General features: G+C 68.1%; 20 protein-coding genes. 15 read left to right on the forward strand and 5 right to left on the reverse strand.

All coding sequences use genetic code 11. The features are described 5' to 3' along the window. The first annotated feature begins 45 nt into the window (after positions 1–45). The 4 genes from BM365_RS10175 (at position 46) to BM365_RS10190 (ending at position 1,931) form a co-directional block, all read left to right on the forward strand. A complete protein-coding gene (locus BM365_RS10175) occupies positions 46–429 on the forward strand; it encodes a hypothetical protein (protein ID WP_093488848.1) in 384 nt (127 codons plus the stop codon). An 84-nt stretch (positions 430–513) separates the two neighbouring features. Then, positions 514–951 carry a hypothetical protein gene (locus BM365_RS10180; RefSeq protein ID WP_093488850.1) on the forward strand — a complete coding sequence of 146 codons (438 nt, stop codon included), beginning with the start codon at positions 514–516 and terminating at the stop codon, positions 949–951. A 79-nt stretch (positions 952–1,030) separates the two neighbouring features. Continuing rightward, a complete protein-coding gene (locus BM365_RS10185; RefSeq protein WP_093488852.1) occupies positions 1,031–1,576 on the forward strand; it encodes a hypothetical protein in 546 nt (181 codons plus the stop codon). Between the two features lie 28 nt (positions 1,577–1,604). Further along, positions 1,605–1,931, forward strand: coding sequence for a zinc-ribbon domain containing protein (locus BM365_RS10190; protein ID WP_093488855.1), 327 nt, complete (start codon positions 1,605–1,607; stop codon positions 1,929–1,931). A 121-nt stretch (positions 1,932–2,052) separates the two neighbouring features. On the opposite strand, the gene BM365_RS10195 is transcribed toward BM365_RS10190, so the two are convergent. Further along, positions 2,053–2,298: a hypothetical protein gene (locus BM365_RS10195; protein WP_093488857.1), complete on the reverse strand. Its 246-nt coding sequence runs from the start codon at positions 2,296–2,298 to the stop codon at positions 2,053–2,055. 164 nt (positions 2,299–2,462) lie between these two features. Between BM365_RS10195 and BM365_RS10200 the strand changes: the two genes are divergently transcribed. The 5 genes from BM365_RS10200 to BM365_RS10215 are packed head-to-tail and all read left to right on the forward strand — an operon-like array spanning position 2,463 to position 5,767. Continuing rightward, positions 2,463–3,719 carry an NnrS family protein gene (locus tag BM365_RS10200; RefSeq protein WP_093488859.1) on the forward strand — a complete coding sequence of 419 codons (1,257 nt, stop codon included), beginning with the start codon at positions 2,463–2,465 and terminating at the stop codon, positions 3,717–3,719. Then, positions 3,716–4,126 (forward strand): SirB2 family protein, encoded by a 411-nt coding sequence (locus tag BM365_RS10205; RefSeq protein ID WP_343124173.1) that lies wholly within the window; start codon positions 3,716–3,718, stop codon positions 4,124–4,126. The genes BM365_RS10200 and BM365_RS10205 overlap by 4 nt, the downstream gene beginning before the upstream one ends. 5 nt (positions 4,127–4,131) lie before the next feature. Next, positions 4,132–4,281 carry a hypothetical protein gene (locus BM365_RS18010; protein WP_158253517.1) on the forward strand — a complete coding sequence of 50 codons (150 nt, stop codon included), beginning with the start codon at positions 4,132–4,134 and terminating at the stop codon, positions 4,279–4,281. Continuing rightward, on the forward strand, positions 4,266–4,532 hold the full coding sequence (locus BM365_RS10210; RefSeq protein ID WP_093488861.1) for a DUF2249 domain-containing protein: 267 nt from the start codon (positions 4,266–4,268) through the stop codon (positions 4,530–4,532). The genes BM365_RS18010 and BM365_RS10210 overlap by 16 nt, the downstream gene beginning before the upstream one ends. Further along, entirely contained in the window at positions 4,529–5,767 is a 1,239-nt protein-coding gene (locus tag BM365_RS10215; RefSeq protein WP_093488863.1) for a hypothetical protein, read from the forward strand. The genes BM365_RS10210 and BM365_RS10215 overlap by 4 nt, the downstream gene beginning before the upstream one ends. A gap of 25 nt (positions 5,768–5,792) precedes the next feature. Here the strand turns inward: BM365_RS10215 and BM365_RS10220 are convergent, their stop codons facing one another. Continuing rightward, on the reverse strand, positions 5,793–7,865 hold the full coding sequence (locus BM365_RS10220) for a TonB-dependent copper receptor (protein ID WP_093488865.1): 2,073 nt from the start codon (positions 7,863–7,865) through the stop codon (positions 5,793–5,795). Between the two features lie 215 nt (positions 7,866–8,080). On the opposite strand from BM365_RS10220, the gene nirK reads away from it, so the two are divergent. The 6 genes from nirK (at position 8,081) to BM365_RS10250 (ending at position 12,016) form a co-directional block, all read left to right on the forward strand. After that, positions 8,081–9,139 (forward strand): copper-containing nitrite reductase, encoded by a 1,059-nt coding sequence (nirK, locus tag BM365_RS10225; RefSeq protein WP_093488867.1) that lies wholly within the window; start codon positions 8,081–8,083, stop codon positions 9,137–9,139. A 7-nt stretch (positions 9,140–9,146) separates the two neighbouring features. Beyond that, positions 9,147–9,929 (forward strand): formylglycine-generating enzyme family protein, encoded by a 783-nt coding sequence (locus BM365_RS10230; RefSeq protein ID WP_093488868.1) that lies wholly within the window; start codon positions 9,147–9,149, stop codon positions 9,927–9,929. Then, entirely contained in the window at positions 9,926–10,492 is a 567-nt protein-coding gene (locus BM365_RS10235; protein WP_093488870.1) for an SCO family protein, read from the forward strand. The genes BM365_RS10230 and BM365_RS10235 overlap by 4 nt, the downstream gene beginning before the upstream one ends. 54 nt (positions 10,493–10,546) lie before the next feature. Further along, a complete protein-coding gene (gene azu, locus BM365_RS10240) occupies positions 10,547–11,002 on the forward strand; it encodes an azurin (RefSeq protein WP_056880081.1) in 456 nt (151 codons plus the stop codon). Positions 11,003–11,054: 52 nt separating this feature from the next. Next, positions 11,055–11,294, forward strand: a complete 240-nt coding sequence (locus BM365_RS10245; RefSeq protein ID WP_093488872.1) for a hypothetical protein — start codon at positions 11,055–11,057, stop codon at positions 11,292–11,294. A 164-nt stretch (positions 11,295–11,458) separates the two neighbouring features. Beyond that, positions 11,459–12,016, forward strand: coding sequence for an outer membrane beta-barrel protein (locus BM365_RS10250; RefSeq protein WP_093488874.1), 558 nt, complete (start codon positions 11,459–11,461; stop codon positions 12,014–12,016). 133 nt (positions 12,017–12,149) lie between these two features. Here the strand turns inward: BM365_RS10250 and BM365_RS10255 are convergent, their stop codons facing one another. The 3 genes from BM365_RS10255 to BM365_RS10265 all read right to left on the reverse strand — a co-directional run bounded on the left by BM365_RS10255 (position 12,150) and on the right by BM365_RS10265 (position 14,297). Further along, positions 12,150–13,187: an NAD(P)H-dependent glycerol-3-phosphate dehydrogenase gene (locus BM365_RS10255; protein WP_093488876.1), complete on the reverse strand. Its 1,038-nt coding sequence runs from the start codon at positions 13,185–13,187 to the stop codon at positions 12,150–12,152. Positions 13,188–13,239: 52 nt separating this feature from the next. Continuing rightward, the gene (gene secB / locus BM365_RS10260; RefSeq protein WP_093488878.1) at positions 13,240–13,755 is read right to left on the reverse strand and encodes a protein-export chaperone SecB; all 516 of its coding nucleotides are present in this window, start codon (positions 13,753–13,755) and stop codon (positions 13,240–13,242) included. A 98-nt stretch (positions 13,756–13,853) separates the two neighbouring features. Continuing rightward, on the reverse strand, positions 13,854–14,297 hold the full coding sequence (locus tag BM365_RS10265; protein WP_093488880.1) for a rhodanese-like domain-containing protein: 444 nt from the start codon (positions 14,295–14,297) through the stop codon (positions 13,854–13,856). Between the last annotated feature and the right edge of the window lie 46 nt (positions 14,298–14,343).

A 14,343-nucleotide genomic window follows, 5' to 3' on the forward strand; every position in this document is an offset into this window, starting at 1 on the left:
CGCGTCATCCGATTGATTGAAACCGACCCTCAGGGAACGCGTGGCATGAAGCTGGGACTCTGGTACGCATCGTTCGCCGGGGAATTCGAACGATGGCATTACCGCATCACACCCGAAGGCCATGAGCGTTTCGACGCCTGCAGCATCCTTTCCATGCTCCAGGCGTTCAACCTGTTCGCGCTTTCGCTGTGGGGGCAGCATCTCGAGGTATCTCGCTGGGTGTTCGTGCTGATCTTCGCGGGATGTTTCCTCGTCCTGCGGTTCCTCAACGGGCGCGTGTTCGACAGGCTCCAGACACCCGAGTCGTATGCCGCCTGGACGGACCGGGTGCCAGGCGTCAGGGAGTTCCCGCGTGTCTACGCCTACTTCCTCCTGACCATCGCGTTGTTTGCGGCACCGCTGTACGCTCTCTCGCGATCGGCGCCTTGAGCCTATGCCGATCCCAGGACGACCGTTCGGAGATTTCGTGTACTCGATCGACCTTCCGCTGCACGAAGCATGGGGACACCCACGATGACGACGTTCGGACTCCTGCTTGGCGTCGGCGGGCTGACGGGGGGTTGGGCGGCACTGGAGTTCCTGCGCACGCGAGCGGCGAGGACGTGGCCCTCGGTGCCTGCACGGGTGGTCGAGGTACCGCCGCAATCGCACCTCGAGCGATTCGGACCGGGCGAGTGGATCCTCAATACCGACACGGATCACGTGCTCGTCTGGAGCGTCGGCGGCCAGGAATTCAACAAGCGTGTCGACGATCGCGCCGTCATCCAGGTGGCCGGCTTCAAGCTGTGGCGCAGGCCGCCGAAGCTCGAGACCGTCATCATCCACTACGACCCTCGGGCCCCTGGCACCGGTCTGACGCCCGAGGAAATCGGCGCGTGGCGATGGCTGCTGCTGGTCTCGGCGGTACTCCTCCTGGCCGCCGCGTGCGTCCATTTTTTCTCGCGTCCCTGACTGTTCTCGCGGGCCGCGATTGGCCACGCCCGGAAACTTGCCTCATGATCACCCCGTCCTGATAGCCCGGGGAGGGGCCATGTCTGAAGTGAAACAACGCTCGACGTTCGTCACCGTGCTGGCGTGGATCTTCATCGCGCTGTCGGGCTTCGGCGCGCTGATCGGGATCCTGCAGAACCTCATGCTGCAGACGGTCCTGCGCAGCGCGGAGTTCGACCAGGCCATGCAGGCGGCGCCCGGGCAACCGGGCCTGCCACCGTTCGCGACCTTCATGTTCGAAAACTTCCAGTGGTTCTTCCTGGCGGCGCTGCTGGCTAACCTGGTCATGCTGGTCGTCTCGATCGGCCTGCTGAAGCGCCGCAACTGGGCCCGGCTTTGCTTCATCGGGCTGATGATCCTCAGCATCCTCTGGCAGGTGGCCGGGCTGGCCATCCAAGCCACGATGTTCTCGTTCGTGCACGACCAGTTCGCGGCGGCGCAAGCGCAAGGCGCGCCCGACATGACGCTGTTCTTCGTCGTGATGGCCGTGGTGTGCGTTGTCTTTGCGCTCGCGTTCGGCGCGCTGTTCGGCTGGATCGCATGGAAGCTGGCATCGAAGCCGATCGCGGCGGAGTTCGGTCGGTAACGGCCGGCGCAGGATCCATCGGATCGCCATGAAGACCCGCAACACCGGTCGCGACCCGACCCGCGCCGAGTTGCTCGAAGCCGAGCGCGTCCAGGCACTGACCGAATCCCAACAGGCGGGCCATCCGTCCGCCGTGGCGGCGGACCCGAACGCGCTCACCCACATCAATACCTACGGCACCTTGCCGCGGTACTACCTGGATATCCCGTTCTCCTGCCGTACGTGCGGCAAGCAGGAGATCTGGAAGGCCGCCGACCAGAAGTGGTACTACGAAACGGCGAAGGGCCACATCGATGCCAAGGCGGTGAGATGCCACGCGTGTAGACAGGCTCGCCGGTCACCCCGGATGCCGTGATGTCGCCGTTCCGTCGATCGCTGGCCCACGTCGGCTCGTCGTGCCGATGCGGACGACGTCTCGTGGTACCCACCACGCGCACCGCGCAAGAGGGCGCGACCGCTTCCGGATGGCCCCCTGCTCAGTGCGAGCAACCACCACAGCATTGCCCGGCCGCGTGACCACGCGGTTCGCCTGCACCGGCTTCGGCATATTCACCGGCTTCCTTGAGGATGGCGATCACGCGCTCGGTGGGCAGCGTGGTCATCACCATCAGGCGGCCGGTGCCGGTTTCGAGGCTGACTTCGGCTTCCGGATCCCAGGCGCGCAGGGCCTCGGTCATGGCCTGCTGGCGCTGCTCGGTGGGGGACGGGGTGTGGTCGGACATCGGGCTTCCTGTGGCGGACGTGGCGCGCATGCGCGGGTGGCAGGACTGTAGGGGCTCGGTGCACGGTCGGCCTTGACCCGGATCAAGGCGACGCCGCCCACCGGATTGCGCTCGGCCTGACCCACGTCAAGGCGGTCGCCGGCCGGTGCGGGCACGCTGGCCACATGAAGATCGACGTCGTTCCCCCACCCCGTTCCCGCGCTGCGCCGCCGTTGCCCGGGCTCTCGCCTGCATGGCTCGCGCATGCACCGCACCGGCTGATGTTCTTCGTCGGCGCCGGCAACGTATTGCTGGCGATGCTCTGGTGGATGGTGTGGCTGGTGGCGACCCGCTGGGGCGTGTGGACGATGCCCGAGACGCCGATCTACGCCGGCTGGCTGCATGCGTTCCTGATGCAGTACCTGGTGCTGCCGAGTTTCATCTTCGGCTTCCTGCTGACGGTGTTTCCGCGCTGGATGGGCATGGCCGACCTGAAGCGCTGGCATTACGTGCCGGTCGGGCTGGGCCTGATGGGCGGGCAGCTGGCGATGTTGCTGGGCGTCGCCGGCTGGCAGGCGGGCCTGACCGTCGGCCTGTGGATGGCGCTGGCCGGCTGGAGCGCCGCGCTGCTGACGCTGGGCAGGTTGCTGGCCGACGACACGGCGAAGACCTGGCATGCGCGCTCGTGCTTCGCCGGGTTGCTGCTGGGCTGGCTGGGGCTGGTGATGTTCATCGCCTTCGCGCTAGGCGCGTCGCCGACGTGGGCGTTCGCCAGCATCAAGCTCGGCGGTTTCGGCCTGCTGCTGCCGGTGTACGTGACGGTGGCGCACCGCATGTTCCCGTTCTTCGCCGGCAACGTGGTGCCGGGCTACGCGCCGTGGCGTTCGCTGCCATGGCTGGGCGCGGTGTGGGCGCTGCTGATGGTGCACCTCGGGCTGGAACTGATGCACGCGTACGCGTGGCTGTGGCTGGCCGACGTGCCGCTGCTGGTGCTGACGGCCTGGGCCGTGCATCGCTGGTGGCCGCGCGGTCGCATGCCGGGGCTGCTGGCGGTGTTGTTCATCGGCACCGCCTGGTTGCCGATCACCTTCCTGCTGTACGTGGTGCAGAGCGTGACGTTCCTGGCGACGGATGACTTCGTGCTGGGTCGCGCGCCGATGCATGCGATGTTCATCGGCTTCTTCGGCAGCCTGCTGGTGGCGATGGTAACGCGGGTGACGCAGGGCCATTCGGGACGCCCGCTGGTGATGCCGACGGTGGCGTGGTTCGCCTTCGTCGCGATCCAGATCGTCGCGGTGATGCGCATCGTCGCCGACCTCGCACCGGATGCGATGGCGTGGCAGGCCGCGGCGGCGATGGGTTGGCTGATCGCGTTGGCGCCATGGGTGTCAAGGATCGGCGGCATCTACCTGCGCCCGCGCGCGGACGGACGGCCGGGATGAGCGCCATGATGGCCTTCTACCCCGACATCAAGCTGGTCCACATGGGCGCGGCGATGAGCAGCGGCACGCTGTTCGCGCTGCGTGCGCTCGCCCTGCTCGCCGGCATGCGCTGGCCACGCGCCGCGGCCGTGCGCTACCTGAGCTACAGCATCGACACCGTGTTGCTGACCGGCGCGATGATGCTGCTGACGATCCTGCCGGCGGGCCTGTTCGCCAACGGCTGGCTGCTGGCGAAGCTCGTGTTCCTCATCGCGTATGTCGCGATCGGCATCGCGGCCTTCCGTCCTGCGCGCGGCAACGGCGCGCGCGCCGCGCTGGTCGCCGCTGCGCTGCTGTGCTTCCTGCAGGTGTACGGCATCGCGCGCGCGCACGACCCGTGGGGCTGGCTGCTGTGGCTGGGGGGCTGACGAGCATGGAGACCGCGTTCGATACCGAATGGCTACCCGAGGCGTTCGCTTCGTGCGCCTGCTGCGTGCGCGAATCGCTCGATGCCGCGGGCGTCTCGCTGGATTGCACATCGACGCGTGAGGCCAAGGAGCCCGACGCATGGCGCATGCCCTGACCCTGGTGCGCCTGGACCTGCGCACGCTCGCGGCCCCCGAGCCGATGGAGCGCATCCTCGACTGCCTGCGCACGTTGCGGCGCGGCGAGCGGCTGGTGGCGCTGACGCCGCTGTATCCGGCGCCGTTGCTGCCGATCCTGGATCAGTGGGGGTTCGCCTATCGCGTACGCGATGCCGACGCGGGCAGTGCGTGCATCGCGATCTGCCATGTCGCCGACCGGCACGCGCTGGAGCCCCCGCAGGCCGCATGAGCGGGCTCGCGTTCGCGCAGGCGCCGTCGCCGTCGGTGCCGATGCGCTTCCTGGCCACCGCGCTGGCGTGGGGCGTCGTGGCGGGCGGCGGGTTGGCCTGGCACGGCGAGGCCGCACTGCTGTCGCGGTGGACGCCGGCGACGCTCGTGCTGGTGCACGTGTTCGCGCTCGGCCTGCTGGGCAACGCGATGCTGGGCAGCCTGGTGCAGTTCCTTCCCGTGGCGGCGGGCAGTCCGTTGCCCTGCACGCGCCTCGTGCCGGCATTGCACGCCACGTTCAACCTTGGCCTGGCCTTGCTGCTGGCGACCCTGGCGACCTCGTCGCATGTGTTGGCCGTGCCGGCGGCCGTGTTGCTGGGAGGATCGCTGGCGCTCTTCGCATCGCTGGCGTTGGTGGCCGTCGCGCGTGGGAGCGGCCTGCGCGTCGTGCGCGACGGCATCGGCCTGGCCGTGCTCGCGTTGCTGGCCACGATGTTGCTGGGCCTGGTGCTGCTGGCGGCCCGCACGGGCTGGCGTGTGCCGGCGACGCGGGGCGTGGTCGATGTGCACGCAGCGTTCGGTGTGATCGGCTGGACGCTGGGGCTGCTCGCGGCCGTCGGCACAGTGACGCTGCCGATGCTGCAGGGCACGCGCACGCCGCCCGCCACCGCCTCGCGCACCTGGCAGATGGCATTGCTGCTAACGCTGTGTGTCGTTGCGGCGGTCCATCTCGGCGCGCTGCCAGCAGAGGCGGTCCGCATCGCGGCGTGGCCGTTCGTGGCGTTCGCGGTGGCGGTGTTCGTCCTGCAGGCACGCGCGCCGTACCGGCGCAACGCGATGCTGCGTGCGTTCTGGCAGTCGGGGTGTGCGGCATTGCTGCTGGCCGGGGTGCTGTCCGCAGGGCGGGGTGCATCGGTGATCGTGCCCGGCACGCTGGTGCTCGGCGTGGGCCTGCCGTTGCTGGTGGTCGGCATGGCGATGGAGATCACCGGCTTCCTGACCTGGATCGCACTGCGCCAGCGCGTACCACGCGGCGTGCGCGTGCCAGGCGTGGGGCGCCTGTTCGACGAGACGGCGAAGCGGCGTGCGTTCTTCGCGCATGTCATCGCGTGCGCTCTGCTGGCGTCGGCGACGCTGGTGCCCGCGCTCGCACGCATCGCTGGCGGCGCGTTGATGCTCGCCCATGCGGTGAGCCTGCAGGCGCTCTGGCGCTGCTGGCGGTTGTCCGCGACGTGGCAGGCCCACGATCCCGGCTGATACGCCGGGATCGCGTGTGCGCGGCTCAGTAGCGCAGGTTGAGCTTCACCCAGGCGGTGCGGCCGGGTTCGTTGATGCGCACGGGATCGGCCGGGTAGCCGAACGCGCTGTTGCCGCCAAGATTGAGGTGCTCGCTGTAGGCGCGGTCGAACAGGTTGTCGATGCCGGCGGTCAGTTGCAGGCGGTCGTTGAAGCGATAGCCGCTGTTGACGGAGAACACCGCGAAGCCCGCGCTCGGCCCGAGATCGCGGCCGACGATATTGCCCTGGCTGGTGCTGACACGCTCCTGCGCGGCCGCCACGCGCCACAACGCGCCCCATGACCACGGCCCGCGTTCATGGCTGACCGAGAAGCGCGCCTCCAGCGGCGGCATCTGTGGCAGCGCCGTGCCGGTGTCGCGCACGGCGCCCCAGGCGTAGGACGCGGCGCCCGACAGCTTCCAGCCTTGCGCGGGACGCCAGTCGATACCGGCTTCGCCGCCGCGGATGTCGGCATCCACGTTGTGCGCGCGCGTGCTGCTGCCCATCATCCCGGCCGAATAGTCGAACAGGATGAAATCCTGCACGCGTCCGGCGTACAGCGATGCCCACGCATCGATCTTCGCGCCTTTGAACTGCAGGCCGATATCCAGCTGGGTCGTGCGCTCGGGCTGCACGCCGGCGAAGGCATTCGGCGCTCCGACCGGACCGCGCGTGGGCGAGAACAGCTCCCAGTAGTCGGGCATGCGCTGCGTGTGGCCCAGGCCGGCGTAGGCGCCCCAGCGGCCGCCCAGGTCGTACTCGTAGCGCACGAACGCGCTGGGCAGCGATTCCTTGCGCGTCATGCCGGCGGTGGGGTTCGGCATCGGCATCATGCCGCCGGTGGTCGCGCGCAGGTCCTGCGCTTCGGCGCGGTCGAGGCGCACGCCGCTCATCAGGTGATGCGTGTCGGTGATGTGCCAGTGCGATTCGGCGAACGCGCCCCAGCTCTGGAACTTCGCGTCCACCTGCCAGGGCAGGGCGAGGTAGGCGCCGCGACCGCTGGCGCTGCGCTGGCTGTGCCGACTGTCGCGCAGGTCCAGGCCGGTGGTCACTTCCCAGCGACCGGACTGCCAGGTGGTGGCGACGCGGCCGCCGCGCGTGCGGTGCGCCACGTTGCTGGCCATCGGCATCGGCATGCTGCTGGTGGGGTCGGGATCGCGCAGGCTGTAGTTGTCCATCACATGGTCCACGTCGTTCTGGTAGACGTTGGCGACCACGGCATCCAGCACGCCGCCGATGTGCTTCTTCTCGAAGCGCAGGCCCAGGCTGTCGCGGCGGAACTGCGCGCCGTCCATGCCGCGGCCGGCGTAGCGCGCCTGCGCATCGCCGATGCCGGCGCTGAGTTCCAGCACGGTGTTCTCGTCCGGCGTCCAGCCGAGGGCGGCGTCGGCGTTCCACTTCTTCCAGGCGGACGGCACGCGGTCGCCGTTGCCGTCTTCGTAGTCGTCGGCCTCGGAGCGGTTGGCCGACAGGCGCGCATAACCGCGCGGCGTGCCGGCGCTGATGTCGAGCACCTGGTCGTTGCGGCCGTGGCTGCCGGCCAGCACGCTGCCGGAAGCCTGCACGCCGGGTTCGGCGAAGTAGGGAATCTCGCGCTCGAAGCGCACCGTGCCCGCCGACGCGCCACCGCCCCACAGCACCGTCTGCGGCCCCTTGATGACGACCAGCCGGTCGTAGGTTTCCGGGGCGATGTAGGACAGCGCGTTGTCCATGCGCGCAGGGCATGCGCCGCTCATCGCGCCATCGTTCGTCATCAGGTTGATGCGCGAACCGAACATGCCGCGCAACACCGGATCGCCATTGGTGCCGCCGCTGCGCAGCGTGGAGAAGCCGGGAATGGTCTTCAGGTAATCGGCGCCGTCGCTGGCCGGCACCGGCTGGCGCGGCAGCTTGGGATCGGTAATGACGGTGGTGGCCATCGCGGGCGCCACGCCGACCACGACGACATCGTCCAGCGTGGTCACCGGCAGCGCGTCGGCATGCGCGCCGGCGTGCGCGCCGGCATGCGCATCCTGCGCGTGGGCAGGGGTGTGGGCGAGCGCGCCGATCAGGGCGACGGCAAGCAGGTTGCGGTTCATGGCGCAGTGCTCCTCGTGGGATGCACGCATTGTCCGGATGCAGCCTGGAGTGCAGATGCGACAAGGTGTCGCAGGCGGTCGCGCGCTTGACTTTGGTCAAGCACCCGCGCGAATCCGCGCGATCGGCATGCGTCGATTGATCCAGATCAACGTCGTGGGGCGTGCGCATTTCCACCATGGCCACACACCCACCGACGACCGATCAAGGAACCGCCATGAAACGCCTGCACACCTCCCTGCTTGCCTGTGCCCTCGCCGCCTTGCTCGCCGGCCCCGCCCTCGCAGGCGGTCCCGGCGGCAAGATCACGCCCGCCGGCGAAACGATCCACGCCGTGCTGACGGCGCCGCCGATGGTGCCGCCGCCGCTGACGCGCAAGACGCCCGCCCACGTCGTCGTCGATCTCGAGATGATCGAGAAGGACATGCGCATGGCCGACGGCGTGACCTACAACTTCTGGACGTTCGGCGGCACCGTGCCGGGCAGCTTCATCCGCGTGCGCAAGGGCGACACGGTGGAGTTCAAGCTGAAGAACCGCCACGACTCGCACATGTCGCACAACATCGACCTGCACGCCGTCACCGGCCAGGGCGGCGGCGCGGAAGCCACGTTCACCCTGCCGGGCAAGGAAACGCAGTTCTCGTTCAAGGCGCTCAACCCCGGCCTGTACATCTACCACTGCGCGATGGCGCCGGTGGGCATGCACATCGCCAACGGCATGTACGGCCTGATCCTGGTGGAGCCGGAAGAAGGCCTGCCGCCGGTCGACAAGGAGTTCTACGTGGTGCAGGGCGACTTCTACACCGAAGGCGCGTACGGCGAACCGGGCCTGCAGCCCTTCAGCCTGGAGAAGGCGATCGACGAGCACCCGACCTACGTGGTGTTCAACGGCTCGGTGGATGCGCTGCAGGGCGACAACGCGCTGAAGGCCAAGGCGGGCGAGACGATCCGCATGTTCGTCGGCAATGGCGGGCCGAACCTGGTCTCCAGCTTCCACGTGATCGGCGAGATCTTCGACAAGGTCTGGACCGAGGGCGGCAGCAAGTACCAGGAGAACGTGCAGACCACGCTGATCCCGGCGGGCGGCTCGGCGATGGTCGAGTTCAAGGCGGACGTGCCGGGCAACTTCGTGCTGGTGGACCACAGCATCTTCCGCACGTTCCACAAGGGCTCGCTGGGCATCCTGAAGGTGGAGGGCGACAAGAACCCCGACATCTACACGGGCCAGCAGCACGACATCGAGTATCCCGAAGCCAAGCCCGCGGGCAGCAAGTGAGGCACGGATGAAACGGACGCCGCCCCCGACCGCCGCGCTCCTCCTGCTCGCCCTGGCGTCGGCGCTCGCCGTCGCCGGCGATGCAGGCGACGGCTACCGGTGGATCGAGGGTGGCGACTTTCGTTCTTCGGTACGTTTCGAAGAGGCCACCCGCGTGGTGCGAGTGGCCTCGTTCTCGCTGATGGAACGCCCCGTCAGCAACCGCGCATTCGCCGCGTTCGTCGCCCGCCAGCCGCAATGGCGGCGCGATCGCATCCCCGCCGTGTTCGCCAGCCCGGGCTATCTCGGCCACTGGGCCACGGCCGAGGCGCCTGGTCCGGCGCTGGATCCCGATGCACCGGTCGTGCACGTCAACTGGTATGCCGCCGACGCCTATTGCCGCGCGCAACAGGCGCGGCTGCCGCGCTTCGTCGAATGGGAATACGCAGCGGCGGCCGACCCCACGCGCCGCGACGCGCGCCACGATACCGCGTGGCGGATGCGCCAGGTCAACGATGGCACGCCGCACGCCATCGATGCGGCGCCCGATGCGCCCGCGAATGCCTACGGCATCCACGGCCTGCATGGCGCGCACTGGGAGTGGAGCGAGGACGTCGCCTCATTGCTGGGCGACGGCGATCGCCGCGGCCAGCAGGACGGCGACGCGTTGCGCTACTGCGGCGCGACCGCCATGAGTTTCAACGATCCCGGCGACTACGGCGTGGTGAAGCGCTTCGTGCTGCTGTCCGCGCTGCAACCCGACGCCACCCTGGGCAACCTCGGCTTCCGCTGTGCAAGGAGCACGCCATGAAGATCGCTTCCCTGTTCCTCTCCACCCTGCTGGTGGTCACCGCGCCGCTGCAGGCGCAGTCGCTGCCCGGCGATTCGGTCTACCACCTGCAAGCCGGCACGCAGGATGCGAACGGTGCGCCCGTGGCGTGGGCGTCGCTGCGTGGAAAGCCGCGGCTGGTGTCGATGTTCTACACGAACTGCCACCTGATGTGCCCGCTGATCATCGAGAACGCCAAGAGCGCGCAGAAGCAGCTGTCGACGGCCGAACGCAAGAAGCTTGGCATCGTCATGCTCAGCCTGGACCCGGCGCGTGATACGCCGGCGGCAATGCGCGAGGTCGCGCAACGCCACCGGGTTCCGCAGGGCTGGCAATTCCTGACACCGGCCAACGACGATGTCCGCGCGATCGCCAGCGTGCTGGACGTGCGCTATCGGTTCCGCGACGACGGCAGCATCAACCACACCAGCGTGCTCGTGCTGCTGGATGCCGAGGGCCGGGTGCGCGCCCGCAGCGGAGTGACCGGCGCCGCCGCCGACCCCGCCTTCCTGATCCAGATCAAGGCGCTGCTCGCCGAGCCGTGATGACATGGCATCCACACCCCTCCCGATCTGCTTTTTCCTCCAAGGAGCCACACCATGAAACTCTCCCGCACCTTCGCCACCATCGCCCTGCTCAGCGCCGCCGGCATGGCCCAGGCAGCCGGCAACTGCACCGTCAGCCTGAAGGGCGATGACGCGATGAAGTTCGACCTGAAGGAGGCCACCGTCTCCGCCAGCTGCCCCACCATCACCATCGAGCTAACCCACAGCGGCAAGTTGCCGGTGACCGCGATGGGCCACAACGTCGTCGTCTCCAAGACCGCCGATCTGGCCGGCGTCGCGCGCGACGGCATGAAGGCCGGCGCGGCGGGCGCCTATGTGCAGGCGAGCGATGCCCGCGTGATTGCGCACACGTCGCTGGTCGGTGGTGGACAGAAGACGAAGATCACCTTCCCCGGCAAGAAGCTCACCGCCGGCGGCGACTACAGCTTCTTCTGCAGCTTCCCCGGCCACTCCACGCTGATGAAGGGCAAGCTGGTCGTCACCAAGTAAGCCGACCCGATGCGCCGCCCCAGGGCGGCGCATCCGCTTCAGGAGCCTTGCGATGGAATACGTCATCCGCGTGGGCGAGCGACCGGTCGATCTCGCCATCCTGGCGCACCACCTGCTGGACCTCGACCCCGCCATGCTCGTCGATCGCGACGTGGTCACGGGACATCTGCGCTGCTCGACCAGCGCGCTCGCCGTGGAGTTGCTGCTCGCGTTCTCGCACGCCGGCTACCGGCTCGTTCCCGACGACATCGTGCGCATGCCTTCGGTGTGCTGCGGGGGCTGCAGCGGATGACGCGGGGTGGTTTTCACACCTGCCGAAAGTTCCCATGACCATGGGCTAATTCATGTACTGGTCAGTTTGATATTCAGGGCTTGTTGTGAGGTGGAGCGGATACTGCGCCCACCGTCGCAATGCATCGCGACGGACACACAACAACAAACAGAAAGGCGTTCCCCATGAAGAAGTCCTTGCTTGCCCTGACCCTGCTGGCTGCTGCTCCGTTCGCTGCTTCGGCCGCGGAAGGCGTGTCCTACAACTACGTCGAAGGTGGCTACACCGCGACCAACCTGAGCGACGGTCTTCCGGACGCCGATGGCTGGGGCGCGAAGGGTTCGGTCGCCATCGCCCCGAACTTCCACCTGTTCGGCGAATACACCACGCAGGAGTTCGACAACACCAACGTCGACCTCGACAACTACAAGTTCGGCGTGGGCTATAACCACGAAATCAGCCAGCGCATCGACCTGCTGACCCGCGTGGCCTACGAGCGCTACAAGGTGCCGGGCGACCATCTGAACGGCTACAGCGCCGAAGTCGGCATCCGTGGCGCGATCGCGCCGAAGTTCGAAGGCTTCGCCACCGTCGGTTACGAAGACGGCAGCGACTTCGACGGCGACTACTACGGCCGTCTGGGCGCGCAGGTCAAGTTCAACCAGAACTGGGGCCTGAGCGGCGACGTCAAGTTCGCCGACAACGACACCCAGTGGTTCGTCGGCCCGCGTTTCACCTGGTAAACCGCAATACCGCTCCCCGCGACGCGTCCCTCTCTCCCCGCGTCGCACCCAGCCCGGCCCTTGTGGCCGGGCTTTTTTGTGCGCCAAAGAAAAAGCCCGGCGGTGAGGCCGGGCTTTCATTCCATGCAGCAGATCACTTGAACAGCGTTTCCGGATATTCCGGTTTCTGTTCGCGCGACAGCAACTGCTGCAGGCCATCGCGCGGGGTGAGGTCGCCATGCAGCACGGCGCGCACCGCGCTGGAGATCGGCAGATCGATGCCGTGGCGGTCGGCCTGGCGCATCACTTCGTCCGCCGTCTGCACCGATTCGACCACCTGGCCGATCTCACGCACAGCGTCCTGCAACGACTGGCCGCGGCCGAGGGCCAGGCCCAAGCGACGGTTGCGCGACAGATCGCCGGTACACGTCAGCACGAGGTCGCCCAGACCGGCCAGACCCATCAGCGTTTCCGGCTTGGCGCCGATCGCGGCCGACAGGCGCAGCATCTCGTTGAGGCCACGGGTGATCAGGCCCGCGCGCGCATTGAGGCCCAGCTGCATGCCATCGGCGACGCCGGTGGCCACGGCCAGCACGTTCTTCATCGCACCGCCGAGTTCGGCGCCCACCATGTCGTCGCCGGTGTAGGCGCGGAAGGCGGGGCCATGCATCACGTCGGCCACCTCCTGCGCGAACACCGGATCGGCGCCGTGCACGGTCACCGCGGTGGGCAGGCCCAGCGCGACTTCCTTGGCGAACGACGGGCCGGTGACCACGGCCAGCGGCACGCCGGGGCCGAGGATGTCTTCGGCGACTTCGTGCAGGAAACGGCCGGAACCGGTCTCGAAGCCCTTCGTCGCCCACGCCACGCCGGCACCGGCCGGACGCAGCGGCGCCAGCTTGTGCAGCGTTTCGGTGAAGGCGTGCGAGGGCACCACCACCAGCACCTGGTCGACCCCGTCGAGCGAGGTCGCCAGATCGGTGGTCGCCCGCAGCGTGAGAGGCAGCGGGATACCAGGCAGGTAGCGGGTGTTCTCGTGCTGCGCGTTGATCGCGTCGGCGACGACCGCGTCGCGGCCCCACAGGTTGACCGTGTGGCCGTGCCGCGCCATCAGCGCGGCGAGCGCCGTGCCCCAGGAACCGGCCCCGAGCACCGCGATCTTCAGCGGTGCATCTGATTGCAGATCAGTCATCCGTCACCCCTGTGCGAAGCGTCGCCGCCCTGACGGGATTGTCCATCACGGATCAGGCGTTGCCGGCGGGTTCCGAGTTGGCCAAGCCGGCGTCGCCGCCCTGCGCAGCGCGCTGGCGCAGCGATTCGGCGTACAGCGCTTCGAAGTTGATCGGCTGCAGGAAGAACGGCGGGAAACCACCGGCCTGCACCAGGTCGCTGACAATCTGGCGCACGTATGGGAACAGGATGTTCGGGCACTGCGTGCCGAGCAGCACGTCAACGGCCTGCGGTTCCAGGCCCATCAGGCCGAAGATGCCGGCCTGCTGCACTTCCGCCACGTAGGCGGTCTTGTCGCCGGCCTTGCAGGTCAGGGTCACGCCCAGCACCACTTCGAAGGCGTTCTCGCCCAGGCGCTGCACGCGCTGGTTGAGGTTGAGCTGCAGCTCGGGCTGAGCGGCCTCGGTGAAGATCGCCGGCGCGCCGGGCACTTCGAAGGAAACGTCCTTGACGTAGATCTTCTCGACAGTGAAGGCAGGGCCAGCGGCTTCGGCGGACGCGATCGCGCCGTTGGTGGTCTCGTCGGACATTTCGAACTCCGGAATTTCGGGATTGATACGGTGAATGGGAGATTATGGCATGGCGTCGGAGGCGGCCCGGTTCAAGGGGCGGTTCCGGCCAGGCGGGCTCAGCGGCCCTTGACCAGCGGCAGGTCGGCCTGCTGCCAGGCAGCGACGCCGCCATCGAGCCAGTAGACCTTCTCGAAGCCGGCCTTCTTCAGGCGCTTGGCGGCCGCGGCGGAGGCCTGCCCGTTGCGGCAGACCAGCACCACCGGCTGGGACTTGGCCCCGGCCAGCAGTTTGTTTTCAGGGTCGAAACTGCTCGGCAGCACGTTGCGGCTGCCGGCGATGTGGCCCTTCTCGAAATCGTTGCTGGCCGACAGGTCCACCACCAGGGCGTTCTCGCTGTTGACCAGTTGGGTCAGCTCGGCCGGGCGCAGGGCCTTGTAGCCGCGGAACAGGCGCGAAATTTCCGTGTAGACGATCGCGACCGTCAGGCCGACCAGCGACAGCGACAGGATCTGGTTGAAGGGCGAACGGGTGGCAAAAGCCAGGATTTCTTCGAAATTCACAGGGTTGGCGACCGTGGAGCGGGCGGCGATTGTCGCACAGGACGCC

Source organism: Pseudoxanthomonas sp. YR558 (assembly GCF_900116385.1).
Taxonomy (GTDB): Bacteria; Pseudomonadota; Gammaproteobacteria; order Xanthomonadales; family Xanthomonadaceae; genus Pseudoxanthomonas_A.

What these genes read in the sequence shown, in the direction of transcription:
- BM365_RS10175 (WP_093488848.1), top strand. Translation starts at nt 46, where the DNA reads ATGAAGCTGGGACTCTGGTACGCATCGTTCGCCGGGGAATTCGAACGA.
- BM365_RS10180 (WP_093488850.1), top strand. Translation starts at nt 514, where the DNA reads ATGACGACGTTCGGACTCCTGCTTGGCGTCGGCGGGCTGACGGGGGGT.
- BM365_RS10185 (WP_093488852.1), top strand. Translation starts at nt 1,031, where the DNA reads ATGTCTGAAGTGAAACAACGCTCGACGTTCGTCACCGTGCTGGCGTGG.
- BM365_RS10190 (WP_093488855.1), top strand. Translation starts at nt 1,605, where the DNA reads ATGAAGACCCGCAACACCGGTCGCGACCCGACCCGCGCCGAGTTGCTC.
- BM365_RS10195 (WP_093488857.1), bottom strand. Translation starts at nt 2,298, where the DNA reads ATGTCCGACCACACCCCGTCCCCCACCGAGCAGCGCCAGCAGGCCATG.
- BM365_RS10200 (WP_093488859.1), top strand. Translation starts at nt 2,463, where the DNA reads ATGAAGATCGACGTCGTTCCCCCACCCCGTTCCCGCGCTGCGCCGCCG.
- BM365_RS10205 (WP_343124173.1), top strand. Translation starts at nt 3,716, where the DNA reads ATGAGCGCCATGATGGCCTTCTACCCCGACATCAAGCTGGTCCACATG.
- BM365_RS18010 (WP_158253517.1), top strand. Translation starts at nt 4,132, where the DNA reads ATGGAGACCGCGTTCGATACCGAATGGCTACCCGAGGCGTTCGCTTCG.
- BM365_RS10210 (WP_093488861.1), top strand. Translation starts at nt 4,266, where the DNA reads ATGGCGCATGCCCTGACCCTGGTGCGCCTGGACCTGCGCACGCTCGCG.
- BM365_RS10215 (WP_093488863.1), top strand. Translation starts at nt 4,529, where the DNA reads ATGAGCGGGCTCGCGTTCGCGCAGGCGCCGTCGCCGTCGGTGCCGATG.
- BM365_RS10220 (WP_093488865.1), bottom strand. Translation starts at nt 7,865, where the DNA reads ATGAACCGCAACCTGCTTGCCGTCGCCCTGATCGGCGCGCTCGCCCAC.
- nirK (WP_093488867.1), top strand. Translation starts at nt 8,081, where the DNA reads ATGAAACGCCTGCACACCTCCCTGCTTGCCTGTGCCCTCGCCGCCTTG.
- BM365_RS10230 (WP_093488868.1), top strand. Translation starts at nt 9,147, where the DNA reads ATGAAACGGACGCCGCCCCCGACCGCCGCGCTCCTCCTGCTCGCCCTG.
- BM365_RS10235 (WP_093488870.1), top strand. Translation starts at nt 9,926, where the DNA reads ATGAAGATCGCTTCCCTGTTCCTCTCCACCCTGCTGGTGGTCACCGCG.
- azu (WP_056880081.1), top strand. Translation starts at nt 10,547, where the DNA reads ATGAAACTCTCCCGCACCTTCGCCACCATCGCCCTGCTCAGCGCCGCC.
- BM365_RS10245 (WP_093488872.1), top strand. Translation starts at nt 11,055, where the DNA reads ATGGAATACGTCATCCGCGTGGGCGAGCGACCGGTCGATCTCGCCATC.
- BM365_RS10250 (WP_093488874.1), top strand. Translation starts at nt 11,459, where the DNA reads ATGAAGAAGTCCTTGCTTGCCCTGACCCTGCTGGCTGCTGCTCCGTTC.
- BM365_RS10255 (WP_093488876.1), bottom strand. Translation starts at nt 13,187, where the DNA reads ATGACTGATCTGCAATCAGATGCACCGCTGAAGATCGCGGTGCTCGGG.
- secB (WP_093488878.1), bottom strand. Translation starts at nt 13,755, where the DNA reads ATGTCCGACGAGACCACCAACGGCGCGATCGCGTCCGCCGAAGCCGCT.